Origin of the sequence: Pseudomonas sp. BIGb0176 (assembly GCF_024810175.1) — a bacterium.
GTDB lineage: Bacteria > Pseudomonadota > Gammaproteobacteria > Pseudomonadales > Pseudomonadaceae > Aquipseudomonas > Aquipseudomonas protegens.
The window spans coordinates 440,265-465,063 of sequence record NZ_JANUEC010000002.1 but is presented as its reverse complement, the minus strand read 5'-3'; the positions used below and the strand labels follow the sequence as shown (position 1 = coordinate 465,063).

The following is a 24,799-nucleotide window of genomic DNA, read 5'->3' as shown; positions in this document are numbered from 1 at the left end:
CAATGACTCCGGAAGTCGCGGTAGACCTGTTTCGCGAAGCGCTCTGGCTGACCACCATGATGGTGGCGGTGCTGGTGGTGCCCAGCTTGTTGGTGGGCCTGATGGTGGCCATGTTCCAGGCTGCCACCCAGATCAACGAACAGACCCTGAGCTTCCTGCCGCGCCTGCTGGTGATGCTGGTGACCCTGATTGTCGCCGGGCCCTGGCTGGTGCAAACCTTCATGGAATACATCCGTCAGTTGTACGGCAGTATTCCGCAGTTGATCGGCTGAGCCCATGTCCCTGCTGGCGTTGACCGACACCCAGATCAGTACCTGGGTGGCGAGCTTCATGTTGCCGCTGTTCCGGGTCACCTCGCTGCTGATGGTGATGCCGGTCTTCGGGACCACCCTGGTGCCGCGGCGGGTGCGTTTGTACTTTGCCCTGGCGATCACCGTGGTGATAGCGCCGGGGCTGCCGCCCATGCCCGAAGTGCACGCCCTGGATCTCAGCGGCCTGTTGCTGGTCGCCGAACAGATCCTGATCGGCGCGGTACTGGGGTTTTCCCTGCAGCTGTTCTTCCAGGCTTTCGTGGTTGCCGGACAGATCGTGGCGATCCAGATGGGCATGGGGTTCGCTTCCATGGTCGACCCCACCAACGGTGTGTCGGTGGCGGTGATCGGGCAGTTCTTCACCATGCTGGTGACCCTGTTGTTCCTGGCCATGAACGGCCACCTGGTGGTGTTCGAGGTGCTTACGGAGAGCTTTACCACCCTGCCGGTGGGTGGCGGCCTGATGGTCAACCATTACTGGGAGCTGGCAGGCAAGCTCGGTTGGGTGCTGGGGGCGGCGCTGCTGCTGGTATTGCCGGCGATCACCGCGCTGCTGGTGGTGAACATCGCCTTTGGCGTCATGACTCGCGCGGCGCCGCAATTGAACATCTTTTCCATCGGCTTTCCCCTGACCCTGGTGCTGGGCATGGGCATCGTCTGGATCAGCCTGGCTGACATTCTCAACCAGTATCAACCGCTGGCCTCCGAGGCCCTGCAGTTCTTGCGCGAACTGGCGAGGGCACGCTGAACCATGGCAGAGAGCGAGAGCGGTCAGGACAAGACAGAAGAGCCCACGGAGAAACGCAAAAAGGACTCCCGGGAAAAGGGCGAGATTGCCCGCTCCAAGGAGCTCAATACCCTGGCCATCATGCTGGCGGGGGCGGGTGGTCTGCTGGTCTATGGTGGTGGCCTGGCCCTGGACCTGCTGGAAATCATGCGCCTGAACTTCTCCCTGCCCCGTGAAGTGCTGCTCAGCCCCGGGGCCATGGGCCTGTACCTGTTGCATTCGGGCAAGATCGCCATCCTGGCGGTGCAGCCGGTACTGCTGACCCTGCTGCTGGCGGCGGTCATCGGCCCCATTTCCCTGGGCGGCTGGTTGTTCGCCGGAAAGAGCCTGGCGCCCAAGTTCAGCCGGATGAACCCGGCCAACGGCCTCAAGCGGATGTTTTCCCCCACGGCGTTGATCGAGCTGCTCAAGGCCCTGGCCAAGTTTGCCCTGGTGCTGTTTGTGGCGCTCTCGGTGCTCTCGGCAGATATCGACGACCTCTTGCGTATCGCCCATGAGCCCCTGGAGAAGGCGATCATCCACAGTATCCAGGTGGTGGGCTGGAGTACCTTGTGGATGGCCTGCGGGCTGATCCTGATTGCTGCAGTGGATGTGCCGGTGCAGCTGTACCAGGCCCACAAGAAGTTGCTGATGACCAAGCAGGAAGTGCGCGACGAGCACAAGGACCAGGAGGGGCGGCCCGAGGTCAAGCAGCGGATTCGCCAGTTGCAGCGCGAGATGTCCCAGCGGCGGATGATGGCGGCGATCCCGGAGGCCGATGTGGTCATCACCAACCCGACCCACTACGCCGTGGCGCTCAAATACGATGCCGAGAAGGGCGGGGCGCCGGTGCTGCTGGCCAAGGGCAGCGACTTCCTGGCCTTGCAGATTCGCGAGATCGCCGTGGCCCACGAAGTCATGCTGCTGGAGTCGCCGGCCCTGGCGCGTTCGATCTTCTATTCCACCGAGCTTGAGGAAGAGATTCCTGCCGGGCTTTACCTGGCGGTGGCCCAGGTACTGGCCTACGTCTATCAGATCCGCCAGCACCGCGCGGGCAAGGGCAAGCGCCCGGATCCGCTCAAGGATCTGCCGATTCCGCCGGATCTGCAGCGCGACTCCTGAGGCGAGCGCCGCCAGATTGTTGGCTGGATTATTGCTTGTGGGTAGCCAGTGTATGGAAATGGTTACTTTTTTGACTAGGCAGAATCAATCTGAAAAAAGCGGGTGGATTGACTTTGTTCTTTGGGATGTTCGAACTGCTCAGAACTGATAAGTCATGGAAAAAATAATTACAGTTACCAGTCCGCTACTGCCGCCGTTAGAGGAATTTGTTCCTTATCTGGAGCAGATCTGGAAAAACAAGCGCCTGACCAATTGCGGTCCCTTCCATCAAGAACTTGAGCAAGCACTGGCTCGTTACTTGGGGGTCGGGCATTTGTCGTTGTTTGCCAATGGAACATTGGCCCTGATTACCGCTTTACAAGCACTGCATGTGAAGGGTGAAGTGATTACCACGCCTTATTCTTTTGTCGCTACGGCCCATGCCTTGGTGTGGAATCGCTTGACCCCGGTGTTTGTCGATATCGATCCACAGACTTTCAACATCGACCCTAAAAAGATAGAACAGGCCATTACGCCACAGACGACCGCCATCATGCCGGTGCACTGCTATGGCAATCCCTGTGATGTAGAGGCGATTCAGGCCATCGCCGATAAACATGGATTGAAAGTAATTTTTGACGGCGCCCACGCGTTTGGCGTGGAAGATGCCGGTGGCAGTGTACTGCGCCATGGCGACCTCAGTGTCCTGAGTCTGCATGCAACCAAGGTCTTCAATACCTTCGAGGGCGGTGCGATCATCAGCCCGGATGCACAGACAAAGTTGCATATCGATCAATTGAGGAATTTTGGTTTTGTGGATGAGGTCACGGTGGTGACCTGTGGCATCAACGGCAAGATGAGTGAAGTAAATGCTGCGTTCGGGCTCTTGCAGCTGCAGCATATCGACGCGGCCCTGGAACAGCGTAGAGCTATCGATTGTTTCTATCGCTCTGAGTTGCGAACCATCAAAGGTATTAACCTGGACCCGGTACCGGCCGCTCTTGTCTCGAACTATGCCTACTTTCCGATTGCCATTGAGCCCGAATATGCGCTGAGCCGCGATCAACTCTATGGGTTGTTGCAGGAGCACAATATATTCGCGCGCCGTTATTTCTATCCCCTGATTACCCAGATGTCGGTGTATGAAGGTATGGAGGGACTTCATCGCCATGCTTTGCCAGTGGCCGAAGCATTGGCTGAAAAGGTTATCTGTCTGCCCATTTATCCAGGGTTGGAGCCAGAGGACCTGCAACGGATCGTTGCTGTCATTCGCTCAGGAAACTCGGCGAATATATAACGTACTGGAGAGGGACTTTCGCCAAGAAGGCGAGTGTTTTGCGGAATTTTAAACCGCAGATTCTGATTATTAAGAGGCTGTTATGAGCAAAGAAGCATTTATCGAAAACTTTCTGTCTGCCACCGATTTTCAGGAGCCAGTTGAAGTCACCATGGAGACGGAGTTGCGCAATTTGCCAGAGTGGGATTCGCTCGCCGCATTGGGTGTGATTGTCATGTTTGATATTGAGTACAAGAAAGTGATCACGGGCGACGACCTTGAAAAGTCTGTTACCGTTGGTGATCTTTACAACTTGGTAGGATAAGCCTCATGCCACTCGTTACGTTGAATTCCGTGCGCTTTGCCGGTATGGCAACTTGCGTTCCTAAACGAGTTGTTTCCAATCTGACTGATTGCAAGCCGCAGATTCGTCCAGAGCGCGAAAGGCTGGTGCGCAATATCGGTATCGAGCTGCGAAGGCTGACGCAAGAGTGGCAGTGTTTTTCCGACCTGGCCTTCGATGCAGCCTCCAAGCTGATTGAAAGCCTGGAGTGGAAGCTCGAGGAAATCGACGCGCTGATCGTGGTTACCCAGTCCCCGGACTACCTGGCGCCTGCCACTGCGATCATTCTTCAGGATCGTCTGGGGTTGCCCCATACCACCCTGGCGTTCGACGTCAACCTCGGGTGTTCCGGCTATCCGTTCGGCCTGCATCTGCTCGGATCGCTGATCAGCGCCGGAGGTATCAAGAAAGGCTTGGTGCTGGTTGGGGACAGCGGTGCCCAGCTCAATGACCCGATCTTTTCGGATGCCGGCACCGCTACGGCGATGGAGTTCTGTGCGGATGCCCCGCCCATGTACTTCGACCTGAATAGCGATGGTAGCGGCCACAAAGCGATCATCCTCCCGGTTGGGGGGCATCGTGAGCCGGTAGGCATACAGCATCTGGTACCTTTCCGTGAGAATGAAAATGATCACTGGCATCGAGCGATCGACTTGCAGCTCGATGGTACTGCTGTGCTGAGCTTTTCCACTCAGCGGGTTCCGCCGGCGGTAGAAAAGTTGCTTGAATATGCCAATGCCTCGAAAGACGGAGTCGATTACTTCATCTTTCACCAGGCCAACCGCATGATCAACGAAACCATTCGTAGAAAGTTGGAACTTCCAGTCGAGAAAGTTCCTTCGACCTTGCGGGATTTTGGCAACACCAGCGGTGCTTCGCTGCCAGTCACCATGACTGCGCGAATCAATAAACAGCTTGAAGAAGGAACTAAGCGTTTAGTGCTGTCAGGGTTTGGTATTGGCCTGTCATGGGGAACCTGCTTGGTGGATATCCAAGGGGCGAAGTTTCCTGATTTGATTGAGTCCTGATAGGGCCGGGAGGTCACTCCTCCCACTGGCCGCAAATTTCTTCGGAGGGCAGCATAGTGAGTGCTGATAACAGCTTTAATCCATTCAGTCTCAAGGGCAAGCGGGTCTTGGTGACCGGGGCCAGTTCGGGGATTGGACTCACAACGGCTTTGAATTGTGCTCGCATGGGCGCCGAGATTATTGCCACTGGGCGTGATCGGGAACGCTTGACCAAGACGTTTGAAGAGTTGCAGAGCATTTCGAGTCTGGATCATAAAATGGTTGTAGCGGATCTTACCGTTGCGGCTGAGCGAGATGCTGTAATCGCAGCACTCGATTCGAAGATAAACGGTTTGGTGCATGCAGCGGGGATCTCCAGGTTGTCTCCAACTCGGATGATGACTGAGTCCCATCTTCAAGTGCTTCACCGAACCAATGTCGAAGCCCCTTTTCTGCTGACTCAAGGTATTTTGAGGCGCAATCTTGTTGCGGCTGATGGGGCTATTTTATTTATTGCATCCATTGCTGCGCATATTGGAGTGGCAGGGGTTGGCGGCTATTCCGGTACCAAGGCGGCATTGATTGCCATGGCGCGATGTCTTGCAACGGAAGTGGCTAAACATAGGATCCGGGTTAATTGTCTCTCGCCGGCATTGGTACATACGCCTTTGGTGGACGATGCTGAAAAGATGATCTCCATGGATACACTGGGCCAAGGGCAACTTCTGGGCTTTGGTATGCCGGATGATGTAGCCAATGCATGCATTTTCATGCTCTCCGATGCAAGCCGATGGATAACTGGCTCGACGCTTATCATGGACGGTGGGTTAACCCTTTAACGAGCCATGGGGGCGATATGCGGCGAATGATCATATTGGGGGCTGGCGGACTTGGGCGTCAGGTCCTGGCTCGAGTGGAAGCTGATGTAGCCTGTGGAATTGATTGGATCATCGCCGGTTTTCTGGATGAGCGCGGGCCTGAGGTTGTAGCGGAGATTCTTAATTGTCCCTGGTTAGGGTATCCGGAGCATTTTCAACCACAGTCTGACGACTTGTTTATCGTTGCGATCGGAGATCCTGCGAGTAGAGAAAAACAGGTGAAACTGCTTCTCGGCAAAGGCGCGAAGTTCATTGACTATGGAAGACCTGGTTTCCTTGGTGTTAGAACCGCTTGGGGGCCAACGTTTTTCGGCTATGACGTAAGTTGCGGCGTTGATAGTCAGATCGGTAATTACTGCTTTATCGATCAAGACAGCATGATCGGTCACGACGTAGTGATTGGCGACTATGTACATATCGCTCCCCGTTGTTTGTTGGCCGGCTACGTCAAGGTGGGCAACGGTGTGGTGATCAACTCCGGGGCCATGCTGTCCCGCGGGGTCACTGTGGGTGACGGAGCGGTGATCGGCATGGGAGCCGTGGTCTTCAAGGATGTTCCTGCCGGTGCGACGGTGGTGGGCAACCCTGCTCGAGTCATTTTCACCAAGCAGGATTGAAGGCTGGGTATTCATCTTGCTGCTCGGTCTTTTTTGTGGATACGTTTTATGTCGCGTCATGCGTTGGATGCAAGCTATTACACCTCCCAGGAAACTCTTTCTCGCGAGCGTGCCCACTTGTTTGGCGCGTTGTGGACCTTCGTCGGGTTCACGTCGATGGTGCGCGAGCGCAATCAGTTCTTCACTCGCAAGGTGGCGGGTGTGCCGATCCTGGTTCAGAGAACCGAAGCCGGTATCCGGGCCTTTATCAATGAGTGCCCCCATCGGCTGTCGCCTATTCAGACCGAGAGTGCCGGCAAGCGCCCTATGGTCTGCCCTTACCATGCCTGGTCATTTGGTGCCGAGGGCGAGTTGCGTGGTATTCCCAATCATGGGCTTTACCAGTTCAGTGCCGCGGAGCGAGAAAAGATCTGCCTGAAGAAACTTCATCTGGAGGAAGTCGGCCAGTTGTTATTTGTGAATTTTGCGCAGAGTCCCATTGCACTGAATGAGCAATTTACGGATGAGTTCATCGGGCAGTTGCAGGATGTATCCTCTCATCTGGATTCGCAGATTATCTACAGTTGCCATCAGGTCCGGTATAACTGGAAGTTGAATATGGAGAACGTGAAAGACTATAACCACGTTCCTTTTATTCATCCGCAAACCTTCATGCCGGCCATGAATCAAATGGTCAAGGAGATCCCTTTAGTTGGCGATGACGGGGCTTCGGAAGTCATCAGGCTGATTTCTGCTGCCGAATCTCCTGAACTTGACTCGCTGAGTTACAGCACCAAGGCTCTGATCAAGCCCTACGAGAACTGGTTTGCGCCGTTGTGCGAAAAATATGGCAGTGAACATGCCTACTACAACTGGTTCATTTACCCCAATGTCAACTTTTGTAGTGTCAAGGGTGATCACTTTCTGCTTCAGCAGTACGATCCCGTATCCCCTGGGGTTACCGACTATCACCTGTGGATGATGACTGCCACACGCAAGGATGTCCGTACCGACTTTACTGCGTTGCTGGCAACTTTGATTCGTGGCGAGCGCAAGGTCATAGCCGAGGACACGGTTGTGCTCGAGCGTTTGCAGGATGGGTTCGGTAAGCACTCTCGGCGCTTCATGCACGGCGAGTATGAGGCGCATATCGTTCAACAGCATCTCTGGTATAGAACTCATGTTTTGGGAGAGCGCCCATGACTCGTCATATCGTGCTGGGGGAGGGCTGGGCCTTCGAGCATGCCTGCCAGATGGCCACTGAGCTGGGCTTGCCCCATGTGCAGCACCACCTGCTTTCGGCTGATCGTTACAACTTTCAGCTGGATGAGTTCATCGACCGGTATCCGGCGCAAGACTTCGAAGTGTTTGTGGCGCTGGATGAGCGTGCGGTCAACTATTCGCGATACAAGTTGATTGCCCAGGTTCGGTTGGCGGGGTATCGCCTGTTCAATCTGGTTTCGCCTCGATCCATTGTTGAAGAAAGCGCCGTTCTGCAAGGCAATGTCTATGTGGGTGCGGGCTGCAACCTGGCCTCCGGTGCGGTAGTGGGGCTGGGCTCCTGGCTTGATCGCCAGGTAACTCTGGACTGCTCCGTGCAGTTAGGGGCCTGTGTGACCTTGCAGGCGGGTGTAACCCTGGGGCGCGGTGTGGAAATCGGCAGGGGCACCACGCTGTCCGCTGGCAGCTTTGCGCTGGCGGGTACGAAAGTTGGTCGCCATTGTGAGTGGCTGCTGGGGGGGAAGTTGCCGGAAGTCCTTGCTGACAAGTCCTTTTACGATGCCCTGATGCCCGACGGCGCCAGAGTCCTGAAAAACTGAACCTTGATTATTTCGCGGATTTGCCCGGGCAATTGGGTGGGCCGTTTCTGGAGTGGGTATGCCGAGTAATTATGCTGGTGTTAAAGGGCTGGAAGTGGCTGGTAACTACGAAAACCTGGTCACCATCTTTCAGCGTGCGGTCTCTGCGTATCAATATGATCCGCGCTTCTGTATTGCGCCTGAGGCCTGTCATGTCTACGACGCAAATGGGCGTGAAACAAAAGTCGTGCTGTTGGGAACGACCCAGTTCTCTCAACTCTTTATTAATGAAGCGGCCGGCAAGGTGCGGATTGTTGCCGTGGTCGACGACTTCAAGGCCGGCAAGATGGAAAGCTTTCATGGCGTTCCGGTGATCAGTTCGGATGCCTTCCTGAAGTTGGCCCGGGATACTGCGCTGATCAGTATCAATGGCTGTCGGTATGATCACTCCCGGCGTTATTTCAAAAGCCTGGCGCTGCGCAACAACATCCCCATGCTCAACTTTGAGCAGGGCTTGCGGCTGCTTTCAATCAATCCGGCGAGCGACCATCGGATTGATGACTGGGGCAGCTACATTGTTGCTCACGCCCAGGAGTTGATCGCTCTTGGGCGGCGCCTGGACGATGACTATTCCCGCTTCACCCTGTTCAGCGTTTTGCTCGGCCATTTGACGTGCGACCCCGAGTGGATACTCAACGCTGCCAAGCCCTACTTGACCCTGTATTTCCGTTCCGGCTTGTGGCTGCCTGATCAGAACGAGCGCTTCGCCGACTGTGGCGCCTCGATTGCCGAGTCCGCCAAGGCCTTTCTCGATGCGACCGACGGCCGCTTCCAGAAGATCTGGATGATCGAGCCGGATGAAGTCAATCGGGCCACCATTCAATCGTTCATCAGTGGTTATAACGGTACTCTCGCGCCTGCCCAGTCAGGTGCCATCGAGTTGCTGGGTTGTGCGTTGAGCAACGAAGACGGGCAGATGCCGTTCTTGCATGAGGGCGGGCACGGCGGTCACCTGTTATCTGCCGCCACTGCCCAGGCCATCTGCCGGGATGTCGATGTGCGCCGTCTGGATTCATTGCTTGATGACAGCCCGACGCTGATCAAGATGGACATCGAAGGGGCGGAATTGCAGGCCTTGCAGGGGGCTCGTGAGCACATCAGTCGTGGGCGCCCGAAAATGGCCATTTCGGCTTATCACCGGTCTGGCGATTTGCTGGATATCACCCGTTTTGTCGAAAGTGTGCGTGGCGATTACAAGATTGGCCTGCGCCACCACACCGAAGAGCGCTGGGATACCTGCCTTTACTTCTATTGATCTGCGTTCTGGCGCGCTGCATTGGCGCGCCATTTGATTGGGCCTGTGCCACTCGAGCGAAGGTGGCGGGCTATCGGCATTAACTAGCAAGAAGGTTTATATGAGCGCAAAGCCACTGGTGAGTGTGGTCATTCCTGCTTACAAGGCAACTTACTTTGAAGCGGCGCTGGCCAGTGTCTGTGCGCAGAGCTACGAGCATCTGGAGGTGGTGGTATGCGATGACTCGCGTACCGGAACCATCCGTGAGTGCACGGCTCGTTACCAGGAGTCCTGCTCTTTTCCGATTCGCTATGAGTTCAATGAGTCTCTGCGCGGCGAGCTCTTCAATGCCATTGAGTGCATAAAAGTCGCCAGTGGAAAGTACATCAAGTTCCTCCATGACGACGATGTATTGCACCCTGAATGTGTCGCGCAACTGGTGGCTGCGATGGAGTCAGATCCTTCTGTGGCCATGGCGTCTTCGCGTCGCCGCCTGATCGATTCCGACGGGGTCCCGCAGCCGGATGCCCTGGCCACATCCCTGCCTTTCGCTACCGATGTGGTTATCGATGGCAAGGAGCTGACCAGCCTGCTGGCCGACCATAGCCTCAACTTCATCGGCGAGCCGAGTTGCGTGCTTTGTCGCCGAGAGGATCTGCTGGCGCTGGGGGATGGCCTTATGTCGCTCAATGGTTGCCTGATCTATTGGGTGGGCGACCTGGCGATGTATGTGAAGCTGCTGCAAAAGGGCAACCTGGCGTTGCTGAAGCAGCCGCTGACCGATTTCCGAGTGTCCCTGCAGCAGGGCAGTCAGCAGGGGCGCGACAAGCCGGGTATCGGTAACCAGGGGCACGCTGATTTCAAACGGACATTGCGCGAACTGGGCTGGCATCGAGGGGGGCTGGATAACCATCTGGTTTCGGTGCGTTCCCTGTATGGCGGCGACAGGTTCCAGCCGGTGGATATCCTGGCCGCTCTGCGCCAGAGTTACGCCAAGGGCGTGGCCGACCGGCAGATCAACAGCTGGATCGAGCAGCGGGTGCCAAGCCCGACCCAGTTGCATTTGATGGAGGGCTATCTGCAGTCCGGCGGCGGTGCTCCTTCAATCGGCATCATCGTCCTTGATCTGGCCGCGGATGCCCAGGCGCTGGCGCGCACCCTGCATAGCCTGGCGGCGCAGCCGCAGGGGCTTGTGCAACTGAAAGTGACGGTACTGGGGCATGAGGCGCCTGGCTTGGTTGCCGGCGGCGCCGAGCTGCACTTCACACCGGTTCAGGCGAACTACGCAGAGCAGGTCAATCGTTTGCTGCAAGAAGATGCATGCGAATGGTGTGTGCTGGTCCGCGCCGGTGATGAGTTCACGCCAAGCGGCCTGTTGGTCGCCAGCCTGGAGTTGCTGCCGGATCCCGACTGCCGTGCAGTGTTCTGTGATGGCGTGCTGCGAGAAGCCAATGGCGACACGGGGGTCATGCTGCGCCCGGACTTCAACCTGGATTACCTGCTGAGTTTCCCGGGGGGGCTGGCGCGTCACTGGATCTTCAGGCGTCGGGTGCTGATCGAGGCGGGTGGTTTTGATGGTGCCTACGCGCGGGCCCTGGAGTTCGAGCTGATCCTGCGCCTGATCAATCAAGGTGGCATTGACGGTTTCGGGCATATCCCGGAATTGCTGCTGAGTTGTCCGCCCGTGGCCCTGGATGAAAATGAAGATGAGCGCCGCGCGCTGGTCGAGCACCTGTCGCAGCGTGGCTATGCCAGCGCGCAGGTCGACAGCTCGCTTGCGGGACACTATCTGATCGACTACGGGCACCAGGCCCGCCCCCTGGTATCGATCGTGGTGGTGGTGAGTGACGACCTGGCGGCGGCGCAGCGCTGTATTTTCAGTGTCCTGGAGCACACCCGTTACCCTTTCTACGAGTTGCTGATCGTCGATAACGCCTGTCAGGCCGCAGAGGCAAGGCAGTGGTTGCAGGCTGTCGCGGAGCTGTCGGCTGAGCGTATCCGGGTAGTCAGCCTGCCTTATGCCGTGGATCGTTCCACCGCCAACAACCTGGGGGCGCAGCAGGCTTCTGGTGAATATCTGGTATTCCTGCGTGCGCTGACGGCGATCTTCGACGGTGGCTGGATTGATGCGCTGTTGAATCACGCGCTGCGCCAGGAGGTGGCGGTAGTGGGGGCCAAAGCGCTCTCCAGTGATGGCGAAGTGAGCCATGGCGGATTGATCCTGGGGCTGGCGGCCGGCGGGGCGGCAGCATTTGCCGGGCAGCAGGCCGACGCTGCCGGGTACATGAATGGCTTGCAGGTGGATCGCAATTGCAGTGCGGTCGCCGACATCTGCCTGATGGTACGTAAAGCCCTGTTTGATGGGGTGGGTGGCTGGGATGCCGAGCTGTTCCCTGAGGCGGGAGCGGATATTGACCTGTGCCTGCGCCTGGCGGGCCATGGTTATCTGACCGTGTGGACGCCGCGTGCGCGGGTCATGCACGGTATGCCGCCGGCCGCGTTTGCGCCGCGGGATGAAGATGCCTTGTCCCAGCGCTGGCTTTCGGTGCTGGCGCGGGACCCGGCCTACAACCTGAATTTTTCCCTGGGGCAGCCAAAGGGCTTCCAACTGGCCGAGCCGTCGTTAAGTTGGCGTCCGCTGATCTGGCGCCCGTTGCCAGTGGTGCTGGTGCATCCTTCGGATCGTTATGGCAGTGGTCACTATCGGGCCATTCGACCGATGGAGGAGCAGAGTTCGGCGGGCCTGATCGACGGGGTGCTGTCGATGGCGCTGTTATCGCCGGCCGAACTGGCGCGAGTGGCCCCGGATTCGATGGTTTTCCAGCGCCACATCGGCGAGGAGTCGCTCAGCGCCATGCGTCGTGCGCAAGCCTTCTCGCGCAGTTTCAAGGTCTTTGAGCTGAACGATCACCTGCCAAGCCTGGCTGTTGGGGAGGCTGCCCAGGGCGTGACGCCTGGGGATATTTCCTACTATTTGCGCGAAGCCGTGGCCTGCGTCGATCGCCTGGTGGTGTCCACCGAAGCCCTGGCCGACGCTCTGCATGGCCTGCATCCGGATACCCGGGTCATCCACAGTCGTCTGGACCAGCAGGGCTGGGGGGCGTTGCCAAGCAGCCAGCGGTGTGCCGGCGACAAGCCCCGGGTAGGGTGGGCAGGCGCGGACTGGCAGCTGGCCAATCTTCAAGTGATCGGCGAGGTGGTGAAAGCCCTGGCGACGGAAGTCGACTGGGTGTTCATGGGGGCTTGTCCCGAGGAACTGCTGCCCTATGTCAAGGAAGTGCATCGTGGTGTGGAGATCAGCCTGTATCCGGCGGCGCTGGCCAGGCTGAATCTGGATCTGGCAGTAGCGCCCATGCAGCAGAGTCTGCTCAACGAGTGCAAGAGCAACCTGCGTCTCCTGGAGTATGGCGCCTGTGGTTATCCGGTCATCTGCAGTGATCTGGCGTGTTTCCGCGGTGATTTGCCGGTGACTCGGGTTGCCAATCACTTCCAGGACTGGAGGGCGGCCATCCGCATGCATCTGGATGATCCACAGGCCAATGCCCGGGCCGGGGATGCCCTGCGTGAAGTCGTCCGGCGCGACTGGATGCTGGACGCCAGCGCATTGATGGCGTGGCGTGCTGCCTGGCTGCCGGATTAATCACGGCCACTCTGAGGTTTCCGGCATTTTCGGCTCAATGCCGGCGCCATATTTCCTTTCGGTAAAAGTTGGAAGGTTTCTTGCAGTAGCAGCCCCGTGCCGCTTCAGGCGTCAAAAGTTTGCTTTACGGAACGGGGTAAATCGGTGGATCGCTCTCAGTTAATCAACACGGCTCGCAGCAACCTGGCTGACCTCGGTCGAGGCAATCTGGGTGTGCCGGTGCTGCTGTTGGTCATGCTGGCCATGATGATGTTGCCGGTCCCGGCGTTCCTGCTGGACGTGTTCTTCACGTTCAACATCGCTTTGTCGATCGTGGTTCTGCTGGTGTGCGTGTACGCCCTGCGGCCGCTGGACTTTGCCGTGTTCCCCACCATTCTGCTGGTGGCCACGCTGCTGCGCCTGGCGCTCAACGTGGCCTCGACCCGGGTGGTGATGCTCCATGGCCAGGAGGGCCACGCCGCTGCCGGTAAGGTGATCCAGGCCTTCGGTGAGGTGGTGATCGGCGGCAACTACGTGGTCGGTATCGTGGTCTTTGCGATCCTCATGATCATCAACTTCGTGGTGGTGACCAAGGGTGCCGGCCGTATTTCCGAGGTGAGCGCGCGCTTCACCCTGGACGCCATGCCCGGCAAGCAGATGGCCATCGATGCTGACTTGAACGCCGGCCTGATCGACCAGAACCAGGCCAAGCTGCGCCGTCTCGAAGTGGCCCAGGAGGCCGAGTTCTACGGTTCCATGGACGGTGCCAGCAAATTCGTGCGCGGTGACGCCATCGCCGGTTTGCTGATCCTGTTCATCAACCTGATCGGCGGCATGGCCGTCGGTATCTTCCAGCACAACATGAGCTTTGGCGATGCGGGCCGGGTATACGCCTTGCTGACCATCGGTGACGGTTTGGTGGCGCAATTGCCATCACTGTTGCTGTCCACTGCGGCGGCGATCATGGTGACCCGGGCTTCGGGTTCCGAAGACATGGGCAAGCAGATCAACCGGCAGATGTTCGCTTCGCCCAAGGCGCTGGCGGTGGCAGCCGGCCTGATGGCCGTGATGGGGCTGGTGCCGGGCATGCCGCACTTCTCCTTCCTCAGCCTGGCGGCCGTGGCCGGTGGCGCCGCTTACCTGGTCTGGAAAAAGCAGAATCAGGTCAAGGTCAAGGCTCTGGAAGAGGTCCAGCGTCAACAGGACCTGCTGCCTTCCCCGGCCCGTGCCCTGGAAACCAAGGAGTTGGGTTGGGACGACGTGACGCCGATCGACATGATCGGCCTGGAAGTCGGTTACCGCCTGATTCCCCTGGTGGATCGCAACCAGGGCGGGCAATTGCTGGCGCGGATCAAGGGGGTGCGCAAGAAGCTCTCCCAGGACCTGGGCTTTCTCATGCCCACGGTGCATATCCGCGACAACCTGGACCTGGCGCCGAGCGCCTACCGCCTGACCCTGATGGGGGTGATCCTGGCCGAAGCGGAGATCTATCCGGATCGCGAGCTGGCGATCAACCCGGGGCAGGTCTATGGCACGCTCAACGGCATCTCCGCTCGGGACCCGGCCTTTGGTCTGGAAGCGGTGTGGATCGAAATCAGCCAACGGCCGCAGGCGCAGTCCCTGGGCTACACCGTGGTGGACGCCAGTACCGTGGTCGCCACCCACTTGAACCAGATTCTGTACAAGCACTCCAGCGAACTGATCGGCCACGAAGAGGTCCAGCAGTTGCTGCAAGTGTTGTCCAAGAGTTCGCCGAAGCTGGCCGAGGAATTGGTGCCGGGCGTGCTGTCGCTTTCGCAGTTGCTCAAGGTCCTGCAAGCGCTGCTGGCCGAGCAGGTGCCGGTACGCGACATCCGCAGCATTGCCGAAGCCATCGCCAACAATGCCGCCAAGAGTCAAGATACTGCCGCTTTGGTTGCCGCGGTACGCGTCGGATTGTCTCGTGCCATCGTCCAAAGCATTGTAGGCACTGAGTCTGAGCTGCCTGTGATCACCTTGGAGCCAAGGTTGGAACAAATTTTGCTCAGCAGTCTGCAGAAGGCAGGACAAGGCCAGGAAGAAGGCGTTCTGCTGGAGCCAAGCATGGCAGAGAAGCTGCAGCGTTCGCTGATCGATGCGGCGCAGCGTCAAGAGATGCAAGGTCAACCGGTGATTCTGTTGGTAGCGGGGCCGGTCCGCGCCATGCTCTCGCGGTTCGGCCGTCTCGCCGTCCCGGGTTTGCATGTGCTGGCGTACCAGGAAATTCCGGACAACAAGCAAGTGACCATCGTTGCGACAGTAGGGCCCAACGGCTGAGGTAGTGGGTTATGCAAGTTAAGCGTTTTTTCGCCGCCGATATGCGTCAGGCCATGAAACTGGTTCGTGATGAGTTGGGCGCTGAAGCCGCCATCATCGGCAACCGGCGGATCGCCGGCGGTGTCGAGCTGACGGCTGCGCTGGATTACAAGTTGTCGGCCTTGTCGCCACGGGTTCCGAACATGGAACTCGAGGACGAGCTGCGCAAGACCCAGTCGCGGATTGTCACCGCCCAGGCCGAACTAAGCCTGCGGGGCGAGGGCGACAGTGCCTCGATCACCAATCGCCAGCTGTTCGCCGGCCTGCCGTTGACCGCGGCCGAGCCCCTGATCGAGCCGACCCTGACCGAGCGTCCGCGCCCGGCGCCGGCTCCTGCAGCGCCACCTGCCGATACGCGGGCGCTGGACTCGATGCGTTTCGAGCTCAACGGTCTGCGCGAACTGCTGGAAGTGCAGCTCGGCTCCCTGGCCTGGAGCCAATTGCAGGGCAGCCGTCCGGAGCAGGCCAACCTCTGGCGTCGCCTGCAGCGCATCGGCCTGTCGGGCCCGCTGGCCCGCGACCTGCTGGCACTGATTACCGAAATCAACGAACCCCGTCAGGCCTGGCGCATGTTGCTGGCGCACCTGGCGCGAATGATCCAGACCCCGGAAGTCGAGCCTCTGGAAGAGGGCGGCGTGATCGCCATGGTCGGCCCGGCCGGCATGGGCAAGACCACCACCCTGGCCAAGCTGGCGGCGCGCTACGTGCTCAAGTACGGGGCGCAGAACATTGCCCTGGTGAGCATGGACAGCTACCGCATCGGCGCCCAGGAGCAGCTCAAGACCCTGGGGCGCATCCTCAATGTGTCGGTGACCCATGTGGACCCGGGCCAGTCCCTGGCTCAGGCACTGGATCCGCTGCTGCGCAAGCGCGTGGTGCTGATCGATACCGCCGGCCTGCAGGCCAGCGATCCGGCGTTGCGCATGCAACTGGAGAGCCTGGCCGGTCGTGGCATTCGTGCGAAGAACTATCTGGTACTGGCTACCACCAGCCAGAAACAGGTGCTGACCGCCGCCTACCACAGCTACAAACGCTGCGGCCTGGCCGGTTGCATCCTGACTAAACTTGATGAAACAGCCAGTCTTGGCGAAGTGCTGAGCCTGGCCATCAGTCATGAACTGCCGGTTGCCTATCTCACTGATGGTCCGCGGATTCCTGACGATCTGCACCTGCCTCGCCGGCATCAGCTGGTGAGTCGCGCGGTAAGCGTACAGATGCAGGAAGAACCCAGCGAGGAAGCCATGGCCGACATGTTCGCTGACCTTTACCACAGCCCGTCCAAACGGGTTGGCTGAGGTAATCATGAATAGATTGCAGTGTATCTACATCGATGGTCTGCCATGCATTGTTCCAATGGTGAACGCGCAGCCAGTTATGTGGCCCCGTCTAAGTAAGACAAGGTAAAGAAAGAACATGGGCAGCATGCATCCCGTACAGGTGATTGCGGTGACCGGCGGCAAAGGTGGCGTCGGCAAGACTAATGTGTCAGTGAACTTGTCCCTGGCTCTGGCTGAGCTCGGCCGGCGGGTCTTGCTGCTGGATGCCGACCTGGGACTGGCCAATGTCGATGTCCTGCTGGGCCTGACTCCCAAACATACCCTGGCCGACGTCATCGAGGGTCGTTGCGAACTGCGCGATGTGCTGCTCCAGGGGCCTGGAGGCATCCGCATCGTACCGGCCGCCTCGGGCACCCAGAGCATGGTGCACCTGAGCCCTGCGCAGCACGCTGGCCTGATCCAGGCCTTCAGCGATATCGGCGACAATCTCGATGTGCTGGTGATCGACACCGCTGCGGGTATTGGTGACTCGGTAGTCAGCTTTGTCCGCGCGGCCCAGGAAGTACTGCTGGTGGTGTGCGACGAGCCGACCTCGATCACGGACGCCTACGCGCTGATCAAGCTGCTCAACCGCGACTACGGCATGAACCGTTTCCGGGTCCTGGCCAACATGGCTCAGAGCCCTCAGGAAGGTCGCAACCTGTTTGCAAAATTGACCAAGGTCACGGATCGCTTCCTGGACGTGGCCTTACAATACGTCGGCGCAGTTCCCTACGACGAAAGCGTACGCAAGGCCGTGCAAAAGCAGCGTGCGGTCTATGAAGCCTTTCCTCGTTCGAAGTGTGCATTGGCGTTCAAGGCCATCGCGCAAAAAGTCGATACCTGGCCGTTGCCGGCGAACCCACGCGGGCATCTGGAGTTTTTTGTCGAGCGGCTAGTGCATCAAACAGCGGGACCGGTGCTATGACTGCCAGTGGCTACAACCTCTACAAGAAGTCGGCGCGTGACAGCCAGTACGAATTGATCGAGCGCTACGCGCCTCTGGTCAAGCGTATTGCCTATCACCTGCTGGCGCGGTTGCCGGCCAGTGTTCAGGTAGAAGACCTGATTCAGGCCGGGATGATCGGTTTGCTCGAAGTGTCGACCAAATACGACGCGAGCAAGGGGGCGAGTTTCGAAACCTACGCGGGTATCCGTATCCGTGGGGCGATGCTCGACGAGGTTCGTAAAGGCGACTGGGCACCGCGTTCGGTGCACCGTAATACGCGCATGGTCAGTGATGCGATTCGCGCAATTGAAGCTAAAACCGGTCGTGACGCTAAAGATCATGAAGTTGCGGCCGAACTTCAATTGAGTCTCGACGATTATTACGGGATTTTGAACGACACCTTGGGCAGCCGCCTGTTCAGTTTCGACGACCTGTTGCAGGACGGCGAGCATGAAGGGCTGCATGAGGATGGCGCCAGTGCTCATCTCGAGCCGTCACGGGACCTGGAGGATGAACGCTTCCAGGCCGCGTTGGCGGATGCGATTGCCAATTTGCCGGAGCGCGAGCGACTGGTGTTGGCGCTGTACTACGACGAAGAGCTGAACCTCAAGGAAATCGGTGAGGTCCTGGGGGTCAGCGAATCGCGGGTCAGCCAGTTACACAGCCAGTGCGCAGCCCGTTTGCGGGGGCGTTTGGGGGAGTGGCGAGCGCGCTGACAGGCAGTGTGGGGACACTGCGTTCAGGACCGGTGAAGCAAGCGCTGCACCGGTCTTGCAGTATGTGCTCCATGCAGTCGTTGTGTGTTATGCCGGATTGATTGAATGGCGCGTTCAGGTGCTGGATGCGTTTAAGACTGCTTGGAGGTCGAATTGGACAAGAACATGAAAATCCTCATCGTTGATGACTTTTCAACGATGCGGCGGATCATTAAGAACCTGTTGCGTGATCTGGGATTCACCAACACGGTCGAGGCCGACGATGGCACTACCGCCATTCCGGTACTCAACAGCGGGAGCATCGACTTTCTGGTAACGGACTGGAACATGCCGGGCATGACCGGTATCGACCTGCTGCGCCACGTGCGCGCCGATGAAAAACTCAAGCACCTGCCGGTATTGATGGTGACTGCTGAAGCCAAGCGCGAGCAGATCATCGAAGCTGCCCAGGCCGGCGTAAACGGCTATGTCGTCAAACCATTCACGGCTCAGGCGTTGAAAGAGAAGATCGAAAAAATCTTCGAACGCATCGGTTGAGACGCGTAGCCATTCCGCCACGGGGGAGCTATGGAGCATAACGAATCTTCACTGGGCGACTTTGAGTCGACCCTGAAAAAACATGCGCTGGAACTGGTCGAGAGCCTTGAAAAGGGCCGGTTCGGCGAAGCGGTGCAATTGATCCATGAGCTCAATCAGACCCGTGACCGCGGCCTGTACCAGGAAGTGGGCAAGCTCACCCGCGAGCTGCATAGCGCGATCGTCAATTTCCAGATTGACCCGCACATGCCGCAAGCCGAGGAAGTTTCACAGATCACGGATGCCACTGAGCGCCTGTCCTATGTGGTCCGGCTGACGGAAGCCGCAGCCAACCGCACCATGGACCTGGTGGAGAGCAGCACCCCGCTGGTCAACGGCCTGAGCACTGAAGCCCAGGCCTTGAGCGCAGACTGGGGGCGCTTCATGCGGCGCGAGGTCGGCGCTGAAGAGTTTCGCGAGCTGGCGCGCCGGGTCGACAGTTTCCTGACGCGCAGCGAACAGGAAACCCGTACCGTTTCCGGCCACCTCAACGACATTCTGCTGGCGCAGGATTACCAGGACCTGACCGGTCAGGTGATCAAGCGTGTGACCCAGTTGGTCACGGAAGTCGAAAGCAATCTGCTCAAACTCGTCTTGATGGCCAGCCAGGTCGATCGTTTCGCCGGTATCGAACATGACCGTGAATCGATCCTCGCTGAAAAAGATCCGCAAAAACATCTCGCCAAGGGTGAAGGTCCGCAGATTCATGCCGATAAACGGGAAGACGTTATGTCCGGTCAGGACGATGTAGACGATTTGCTTTCCAGCCTTGGATTCTAGGAGCACCCATTAATGAGCTTCGGCGCCGATGAAGAGATCCTTCAGGATTTCCTGGTTGAGGCCGGCGAGATTCTAGAGCAACTGTCCGAACAACTGGTCGAGCTGGAAAGCCGGCCGGATGATGCGGATTTGCTCAATGCAATTTTTCGCGGTTTTCACACTGTTAAAGGGGGCGCCGGCTTCCTCCAGCTCAATGAGCTGGTGGAGTGCTGCCACATCGCCGAGAACGTCTTCGACATCCTGCGCAAGGGTGAGCGGCGAGTCGACTCGGAACTGATGGACGTGGTGCTTGAGGCTCTGGACGCGGTGAACGGCATGTTCAGCCAGGTCCGTGAGCGCACCGAAATCACCGCTGCCACACCGGAGTTGCTGGCGGCCCTGGCGCGCCTGGCCGAACCTGCCGGTGCCGAGCCTGCAGCACCTGCTGTGGAAGAGGTGGTTGAGCCGGTTGCCGAGCCTGTGGCTGAAGAAAGCCCGGCAGGGGACATCACCGATAACGAATTCGAGCTGTTGCTCGACTCGCTGAATGCCGCCAAGGCCGAAGCCGAAGCAGCGCCTGCCGCCGCACCTGCGGCCCAGGGCGAGCCGGCCAGCGATGAAATCACCGACGCGGAGTTCGAATCCCTGCTCGATCAGTTGCACGGCAAGGGCCAGTTCGCCCCGGATGCCGTGGCACCGGCCGCGGCCAGTGCCACCAGTGGTGCGGCTGGCGCAGGTGATGAGATCACCGACGATGAATTCGAAGCATTGCTGGACCAGTTGCATGGCAAGGGCAACTTCGCCGTGGAGGCCCTGGATTCGGCCGTGGCGGCGGCGCCTGCCGCTCCTGCCGCAGCCGTACCAAGCGCAGCCGCAGCCGGCAGCGACCTGATCACCGATCACGAATTTGAATCCCTGCTGGATGAGTTGCACGGCAAGGGCAAATTCTCCGAAACCCCGGGTGCGGCCAAGCCAGCCGCGGCTTCTGCGGCTCCGGCTGCGGCGGCCACTGCTGCCGTCGCCAAGCCGGCGGCGAAGAAGCCCGAGCCCAAGGCCGAGGCGCCGAAAGCTGCCGCTGCTCCTGCTGCGGCCCCGGCCCCGGCCCCGGCCCCGGCTCGCGCCGCCGCTGCGGCCCCGCCGGCGGAAAAGCCTGCCAGCGAAGCGGAAACCACGGTGCGTGTCGATACCGCGCGCCTGGACGAAATCATGAACATGGTGGGCGAGCTGGTGCTGGTGCGTAACCGCCTGGTGCGCCTGGGCCTCAACAGCGGTGACGAAGCCATGTCCAAGGCCGTGTCGAACCTCGACGTGGTGACTGCCGACCTGCAGACCGCGGTGATGAAGACCCGCATGCAGCCGATCAAGAAGGTCTTCGGGCGCTTCCCGCGCCTGGTTCGCGACCTGGCCCGGCAGCTCAAGAAAGAGATCAACCTGGAGCTGGTGGGGGAAGAAACCGACCTCGACAAGAACCTGGTAGAAGCCCTGGCCGACCCGCTGGTGCACTTGGTGCGCAACGCGGTGGACCACGGCATCGAATCGCCGGAAGAGCGCGAAGCCTCGGGCAAGTCCCGTGGCGGCAAGGTGGTACTGGCGGCGGAACAGGAAGGCGACCACATCCTGCTGTCGATCTCCGATGACGGCAAGGGCATGGACCCGAACGTGTTGCGCGCCATCGCCGTCAAGCGCGGCGTGATGGACAAGGACGCCGCCGACCGCCTGAGCGATACCGAGTGCTACAACCTGATCTTTGCCCCGGGCTTCTCCACCAAGACCGAGATTTCCGATGTGTCCGGTCGCGGTGTGGGCATGGACGTGGTGAAGACCAAGATTTCCCAGCTCAATGGTTCGATCAACATCTATTCGACCAAGGGCCAGGGCTCGAAGATTGTCATCAAGGTGCCATTGACCCTGGCGATCATGCCGACCCTGATGGTCATGCTCGGCAACCAGGCATTCGCTTTCCCGCTGGTCAACGTCAACGAGATCTTCCACCTCGACCTGTCGCGCACCAACGTGGTGGACGGCCAGGAAGTGGTGATCGTGCGCGACAAGGCGTTGCCCCTGTTCTACCTCAAACGCTGGCTGGTCAGTTCCGCCGCTCATGAAGAGCAGCGCGAGGGCCACGTAGTGATCCTTTCGGTGGGTACCCAGCGGATCGGCTTCGTCGTCGATCAACTGGTGGGCCAGGAAGAAGTGGTCATCAAGCCCTTGGGCAAAATGCTTCAGGGAACCCCGGGCATGTCCGGCGCCACCATTACCGGTGACGGCCGCATTGCTCTGATCCTCGATGTTCCGAGCATGCTCAAGCGTTACGCCGCACGGCGTATTTGATTCGGCGGGGAGGGGCGGTTGGCCTCGCCCCACCTAACGGAGTGTTTATGGCAGTCAAAGTCCTGGTGGTGGACGATTCGGGTTTTTTCCGCCGCCGCGTCTCGGAAATTCTTTCAGCGGATTCGAATATCCAGGTCGTCGGCACGGCGACCAATGGTAAAGAGGCGATCGATCAGGCCCTGGCGCTCAAGCCGGACGTGATCACCATGGACTACGAGATGCCGATGATGGATGGCATCACCGCAGTGCGGCACATCATGCAGCGCTGCCCGACGCCGGTCCTGATGTTCTCCTCCCTGACCCACGAAGGCGCCCGAGTGACCCTCGATGCGCTGGATGCCGGGGCGGTGGACTTTCTGCCGAAGAACTTCGAGGACATCTCGCGCAATCCCGAGAAGGTCAAGCAGTTGCTGTGCGAGAAGGTCCACAGTATCTCGCGCAGCAATCGGCGCTTCAGCAGCTACAGTGCTCCGGCACCGCAGCCGGCGAGTGCGCCGGCACCTGCTCCTTCGAGCTTCGCCAGTTCGCGCTCGCCAGCTCCCGCACCGGCTCCGGCCCGCGCAGCGGCGCCGGCGGCCAGTGCGAATTCGCCGGCACCCAAGCGCAAGGCCTACAAGCTGGTGGCCATTGGTACGTCCACAGGCGGCCCGGTGGCGCTGCAGCGGGTCCTGACCCAGCTGCCGGCCAACTTCCCGGCACCTATCGTGCTGATCCAGCATATGCCGGCGGCCTTCACCAAGGCCTTTGCCGAGCGTCTGGACAAGCTCTGCCGCATCAGCGTCAAGGAAGCCGAGGATGGCGACATCCTGCGTCCGGGCCTGGCGCTGCTGGCGCCTGGCGGCAAGCAGATGATGGTCGACGGTCGTGGTGCGGTGAAGATTCTCCCGGGCGATGAGCGCTTGAACTACAAGCCGTGCGTGGATATCACCTTCGGCTCTGCGGCCAAGTCCTACAGCGACAAAGTTCTGGCGGTGGTGCTCACCGGCATGGGCGCCGACGGTCGTGAAGGCGCGCGTCTGCTCAAACAGGGCGGCAGTGCGGTATGGGCCCAGGACGAGGCCAGCTGTGTGATCTATGGCATGCCAATGGCCATCGTCAAGGCCAACCTGGCGGATGCGGTGTACAGCCTGGACGACATCGGCCGACACCTGGTCGAGGCCTGTCTCTGATGGATGTGCTCAGCCTTATCGGGATCATCATGGCGTTTGTCGCCATCATCGGTGGCAACTACCTGGAGGGGGGGCACCTGTCGGCCCTGGCCAACGGTCCGGCGGCACTGATCGTGCTCGGCGGGACCATCGGCGCGGCACTGCTGCAGTCGCCGCTGAGCGCCTTCAAACGGGCCATGCAGATCCTTGCCTGGATCCTGTTCCCGCCCCGGGTCGATCTGCCGGGCGGCATCGACCGGGTGGTCAACTGGAGCCTCACCGCGCGCAAGGAAGGCCTGCTGGGCCTGGAAGGCGTGGCGGATGCCGAGCCTGACAGTTATGCGCGCAAGGGCTTGCAGTTGCTGGTGGACGGTGCCGAACCCGAAGCCATCCGCAGCATTCTCGAAGTGGATTTCTATACCCAGGAAAGTCGTGATATCGAGGCCGCCAAGGTGTTCGAGAGCATGGGCGGCTATGCGCCGACCATCGGCATCATCGGCGCGGTAATGGGGCTGATCCACGTGATGGGCAACCTGGCCGATCCATCCCAGCTGGGTAGCGGCATCGCCGTGGCCTTCGTCGCCACTATCTATGGGGTGGCCAGTGCCAACCTGGTGCTGCTGCCGATCGCCGCCAAGCTGAAATCCGTTGCCTTGCGCCAGTCGCGTTACCGGGAAATGCTCCTCGAAGGCATCCTGTCGATCGCCGAAGGCGAAAACCCCCGCTCCATCGAGCTGAAGCTGCAAGGCTTCATGGACTGATTATGGCCCGTCGTCGCCAGCAAGAAGAACACGTCAACCATGAGCGCTGGTTGGTTTCCTACGCCGACTTCATTACCTTGCTGTTCGCGTTTTTCGTGGTCATGTACTCGATTTCCTCGATCAACGAGGGCAAGTACAAGGTCATTTCCGAAGCCTTGATCGGGGTCTTCACCGACTCCGATCGTAGCCTCAAGCCGATTCCCATCGGCGACGAGCGTCCCAAGACCGTGACCCCGGCCAAGCCCCTGGTCAAGGACAGTGACCAGACCGACGCCGGCATCGCCGGGGCCAGTGACCCGCTGAAAAGCATCGCCGATGACATCAGCGCAGCCTTTGGCGACCTGATCAGCTCCAACCAGATGACCGTGCGCGGCAATGAACTGTGGGTGGAGATCGAACTCAACTCCAGCCTGCTGTTCGGCAGTGGCGATGCCATGCCCAGCGACCAGGCGTTCACCATCATCGACAAGGTGGCGAAGATCCTCAAACCCTTCGACAACCCGATCCATGTCGAGGGCTTCACCGACAACCTGCCGATCCAGACCGCGCAGTACCCGACCAACTGGGAACTGTCCTCGGCCCGTTCGGCGAGCATCGTGCGCATGCTGGCGATGCAGGGGGTGAACCCGGCGCGCATGGCCTCGGTGGGCTACGGTGAGTTCCAGCCAGTGGCCAACAACGCCACCGCCGAAGGCCGGGCGCGCAATCGCCGGGTGGTGCTGGTGGTGTCGCGCAACCTGGATGTGCGCCGCAGCCTGACCGGTACCGGCACCGCCCATGCAACACCGGATGCGGCACTCAAGCGTGCTGGCACACAAACTGCACCAACCCCGGTCAAAACGCCGGTACAGGGAAGCGCCGTCAATTCTCCGTCACCTGCTTTATAACTTAGCGCTATGTCTCGCCCCGCTGTGGCCGG

Annotated in this window: 22 protein-coding genes; all 22 read left to right on the top strand. The window is 59.5% G+C overall.

The features are described from left to right. The first annotated feature begins 2 nt into the window (after window positions 1-2). The 22 genes from fliQ to motD all read left to right on the top strand — a co-directional run bounded on the left by fliQ (window position 3) and on the right by motD (window position 24,767). Window positions 3-272: a flagellar biosynthesis protein FliQ gene (gene fliQ, locus M2395_RS12980; RefSeq protein WP_011059988.1), complete on the top strand. Its 270-nt coding sequence runs from the start codon at window positions 3-5 to the stop codon at window positions 270-272. Window positions 273-276: 4 nt separating this feature from the next. Further along, entirely contained in the window at window positions 277-1,059 is a 783-nt protein-coding gene (gene fliR, locus M2395_RS12975) for a flagellar biosynthetic protein FliR (protein WP_011059989.1), read from the top strand. Window positions 1,060-1,062: 3 nt separating this feature from the next. Continuing rightward, complete coding sequence (gene flhB, locus M2395_RS12970) at window positions 1,063-2,199, top strand: flagellar biosynthesis protein FlhB (RefSeq protein WP_015634638.1); 1,137 nt, start codon at window positions 1,063-1,065, stop codon at window positions 2,197-2,199. A 154-nt stretch (window positions 2,200-2,353) separates the two neighbouring features. Beyond that, window positions 2,354-3,475 carry a DegT/DnrJ/EryC1/StrS aminotransferase family protein gene (locus M2395_RS12965; RefSeq protein WP_011059991.1) on the top strand — a complete coding sequence of 374 codons (1,122 nt, stop codon included), beginning with the start codon at window positions 2,354-2,356 and terminating at the stop codon, window positions 3,473-3,475. A gap of 82 nt (window positions 3,476-3,557) precedes the next feature. Then, complete coding sequence (locus M2395_RS12960) at window positions 3,558-3,779, top strand: acyl carrier protein (RefSeq protein ID WP_015634639.1); 222 nt, start codon at window positions 3,558-3,560, stop codon at window positions 3,777-3,779. 5 nt (window positions 3,780-3,784) lie between these two features. Next, window positions 3,785-4,825 carry a ketoacyl-ACP synthase III gene (locus M2395_RS12955; protein ID WP_015634640.1) on the top strand — a complete coding sequence of 347 codons (1,041 nt, stop codon included), beginning with the start codon at window positions 3,785-3,787 and terminating at the stop codon, window positions 4,823-4,825. Between the two features lie 56 nt (window positions 4,826-4,881). After that, window positions 4,882-5,643, top strand: coding sequence for an SDR family NAD(P)-dependent oxidoreductase (locus M2395_RS12950; RefSeq protein WP_041752019.1), 762 nt, complete (start codon window positions 4,882-4,884; stop codon window positions 5,641-5,643). 17 nt (window positions 5,644-5,660) lie between these two features. After that, window positions 5,661-6,299, top strand: a complete 639-nt coding sequence (locus M2395_RS12945) for an acetyltransferase (RefSeq protein ID WP_015634641.1) — start codon at window positions 5,661-5,663, stop codon at window positions 6,297-6,299. Window positions 6,300-6,347: 48 nt separating this feature from the next. Next, the gene (locus tag M2395_RS12940; RefSeq protein WP_185057762.1) at window positions 6,348-7,481 is read left to right on the top strand and encodes an aromatic ring-hydroxylating dioxygenase subunit alpha; all 1,134 of its coding nucleotides are present in this window, start codon (window positions 6,348-6,350) and stop codon (window positions 7,479-7,481) included. After that, on the top strand, window positions 7,478-8,098 hold the full coding sequence (locus M2395_RS12935) for an acetyltransferase (RefSeq protein ID WP_123430239.1): 621 nt from the start codon (window positions 7,478-7,480) through the stop codon (window positions 8,096-8,098). The genes M2395_RS12940 and M2395_RS12935 overlap by 4 nt, the downstream gene beginning before the upstream one ends. 58 nt (window positions 8,099-8,156) lie before the next feature. Continuing rightward, window positions 8,157-9,392: an FkbM family methyltransferase gene (locus M2395_RS12930; RefSeq protein WP_041116686.1), complete on the top strand. Its 1,236-nt coding sequence runs from the start codon at window positions 8,157-8,159 to the stop codon at window positions 9,390-9,392. A 100-nt stretch (window positions 9,393-9,492) separates the two neighbouring features. Next, window positions 9,493-13,011: a glycosyltransferase gene (locus M2395_RS12925; protein ID WP_123430240.1), complete on the top strand. Its 3,519-nt coding sequence runs from the start codon at window positions 9,493-9,495 to the stop codon at window positions 13,009-13,011. Window positions 13,012-13,155: 144 nt separating this feature from the next. After that, window positions 13,156-15,285 carry a flagellar biosynthesis protein FlhA gene (gene flhA / locus M2395_RS12920; RefSeq protein ID WP_011060000.1) on the top strand — a complete coding sequence of 710 codons (2,130 nt, stop codon included), beginning with the start codon at window positions 13,156-13,158 and terminating at the stop codon, window positions 15,283-15,285. 11 nt (window positions 15,286-15,296) lie between these two features. Next, complete coding sequence (gene flhF, locus M2395_RS12915; protein ID WP_011060001.1) at window positions 15,297-16,619, top strand: flagellar biosynthesis protein FlhF; 1,323 nt, start codon at window positions 15,297-15,299, stop codon at window positions 16,617-16,619. Window positions 16,620-16,737: 118 nt separating this feature from the next. Further along, the gene (fleN, locus tag M2395_RS12910; RefSeq protein WP_011060002.1) at window positions 16,738-17,568 is read left to right on the top strand and encodes a flagellar synthesis regulator FleN; all 831 of its coding nucleotides are present in this window, start codon (window positions 16,738-16,740) and stop codon (window positions 17,566-17,568) included. Next, window positions 17,565-18,305, top strand: coding sequence for an RNA polymerase sigma factor FliA (fliA, locus tag M2395_RS12905; RefSeq protein ID WP_011060003.1), 741 nt, complete (start codon window positions 17,565-17,567; stop codon window positions 18,303-18,305). Before fleN ends, fliA begins: the two co-directional genes overlap by 4 nt. Window positions 18,306-18,470: 165 nt before the next feature. After that, complete coding sequence (locus M2395_RS12900) at window positions 18,471-18,842, top strand: chemotaxis response regulator CheY (RefSeq protein ID WP_003183998.1); 372 nt, start codon at window positions 18,471-18,473, stop codon at window positions 18,840-18,842. Between the two features lie 30 nt (window positions 18,843-18,872). Next, on the top strand, window positions 18,873-19,661 hold the full coding sequence (locus M2395_RS12895; protein ID WP_011060004.1) for a protein phosphatase CheZ: 789 nt from the start codon (window positions 18,873-18,875) through the stop codon (window positions 19,659-19,661). 12 nt (window positions 19,662-19,673) lie between these two features. Next, entirely contained in the window at window positions 19,674-21,971 is a 2,298-nt protein-coding gene (locus M2395_RS12890; RefSeq protein WP_123430241.1) for a chemotaxis protein CheA, read from the top strand. Between the two features lie 47 nt (window positions 21,972-22,018). After that, window positions 22,019-23,140 (top strand): chemotaxis response regulator protein-glutamate methylesterase, encoded by a 1,122-nt coding sequence (locus tag M2395_RS12885; RefSeq protein ID WP_011060006.1) that lies wholly within the window; start codon window positions 22,019-22,021, stop codon window positions 23,138-23,140. After that, the gene (locus M2395_RS12880) at window positions 23,140-23,880 is read left to right on the top strand and encodes a flagellar motor protein (RefSeq protein WP_011060007.1); all 741 of its coding nucleotides are present in this window, start codon (window positions 23,140-23,142) and stop codon (window positions 23,878-23,880) included. The genes M2395_RS12885 and M2395_RS12880 overlap by 1 nt, the downstream gene beginning before the upstream one ends. Window positions 23,881-23,882: 2 nt before the next feature. After that, complete coding sequence (gene motD / locus M2395_RS12875) at window positions 23,883-24,767, top strand: flagellar motor protein MotD (RefSeq protein ID WP_011060008.1); 885 nt, start codon at window positions 23,883-23,885, stop codon at window positions 24,765-24,767. Window positions 24,768-24,799: the final 32 nt, after the last annotated feature.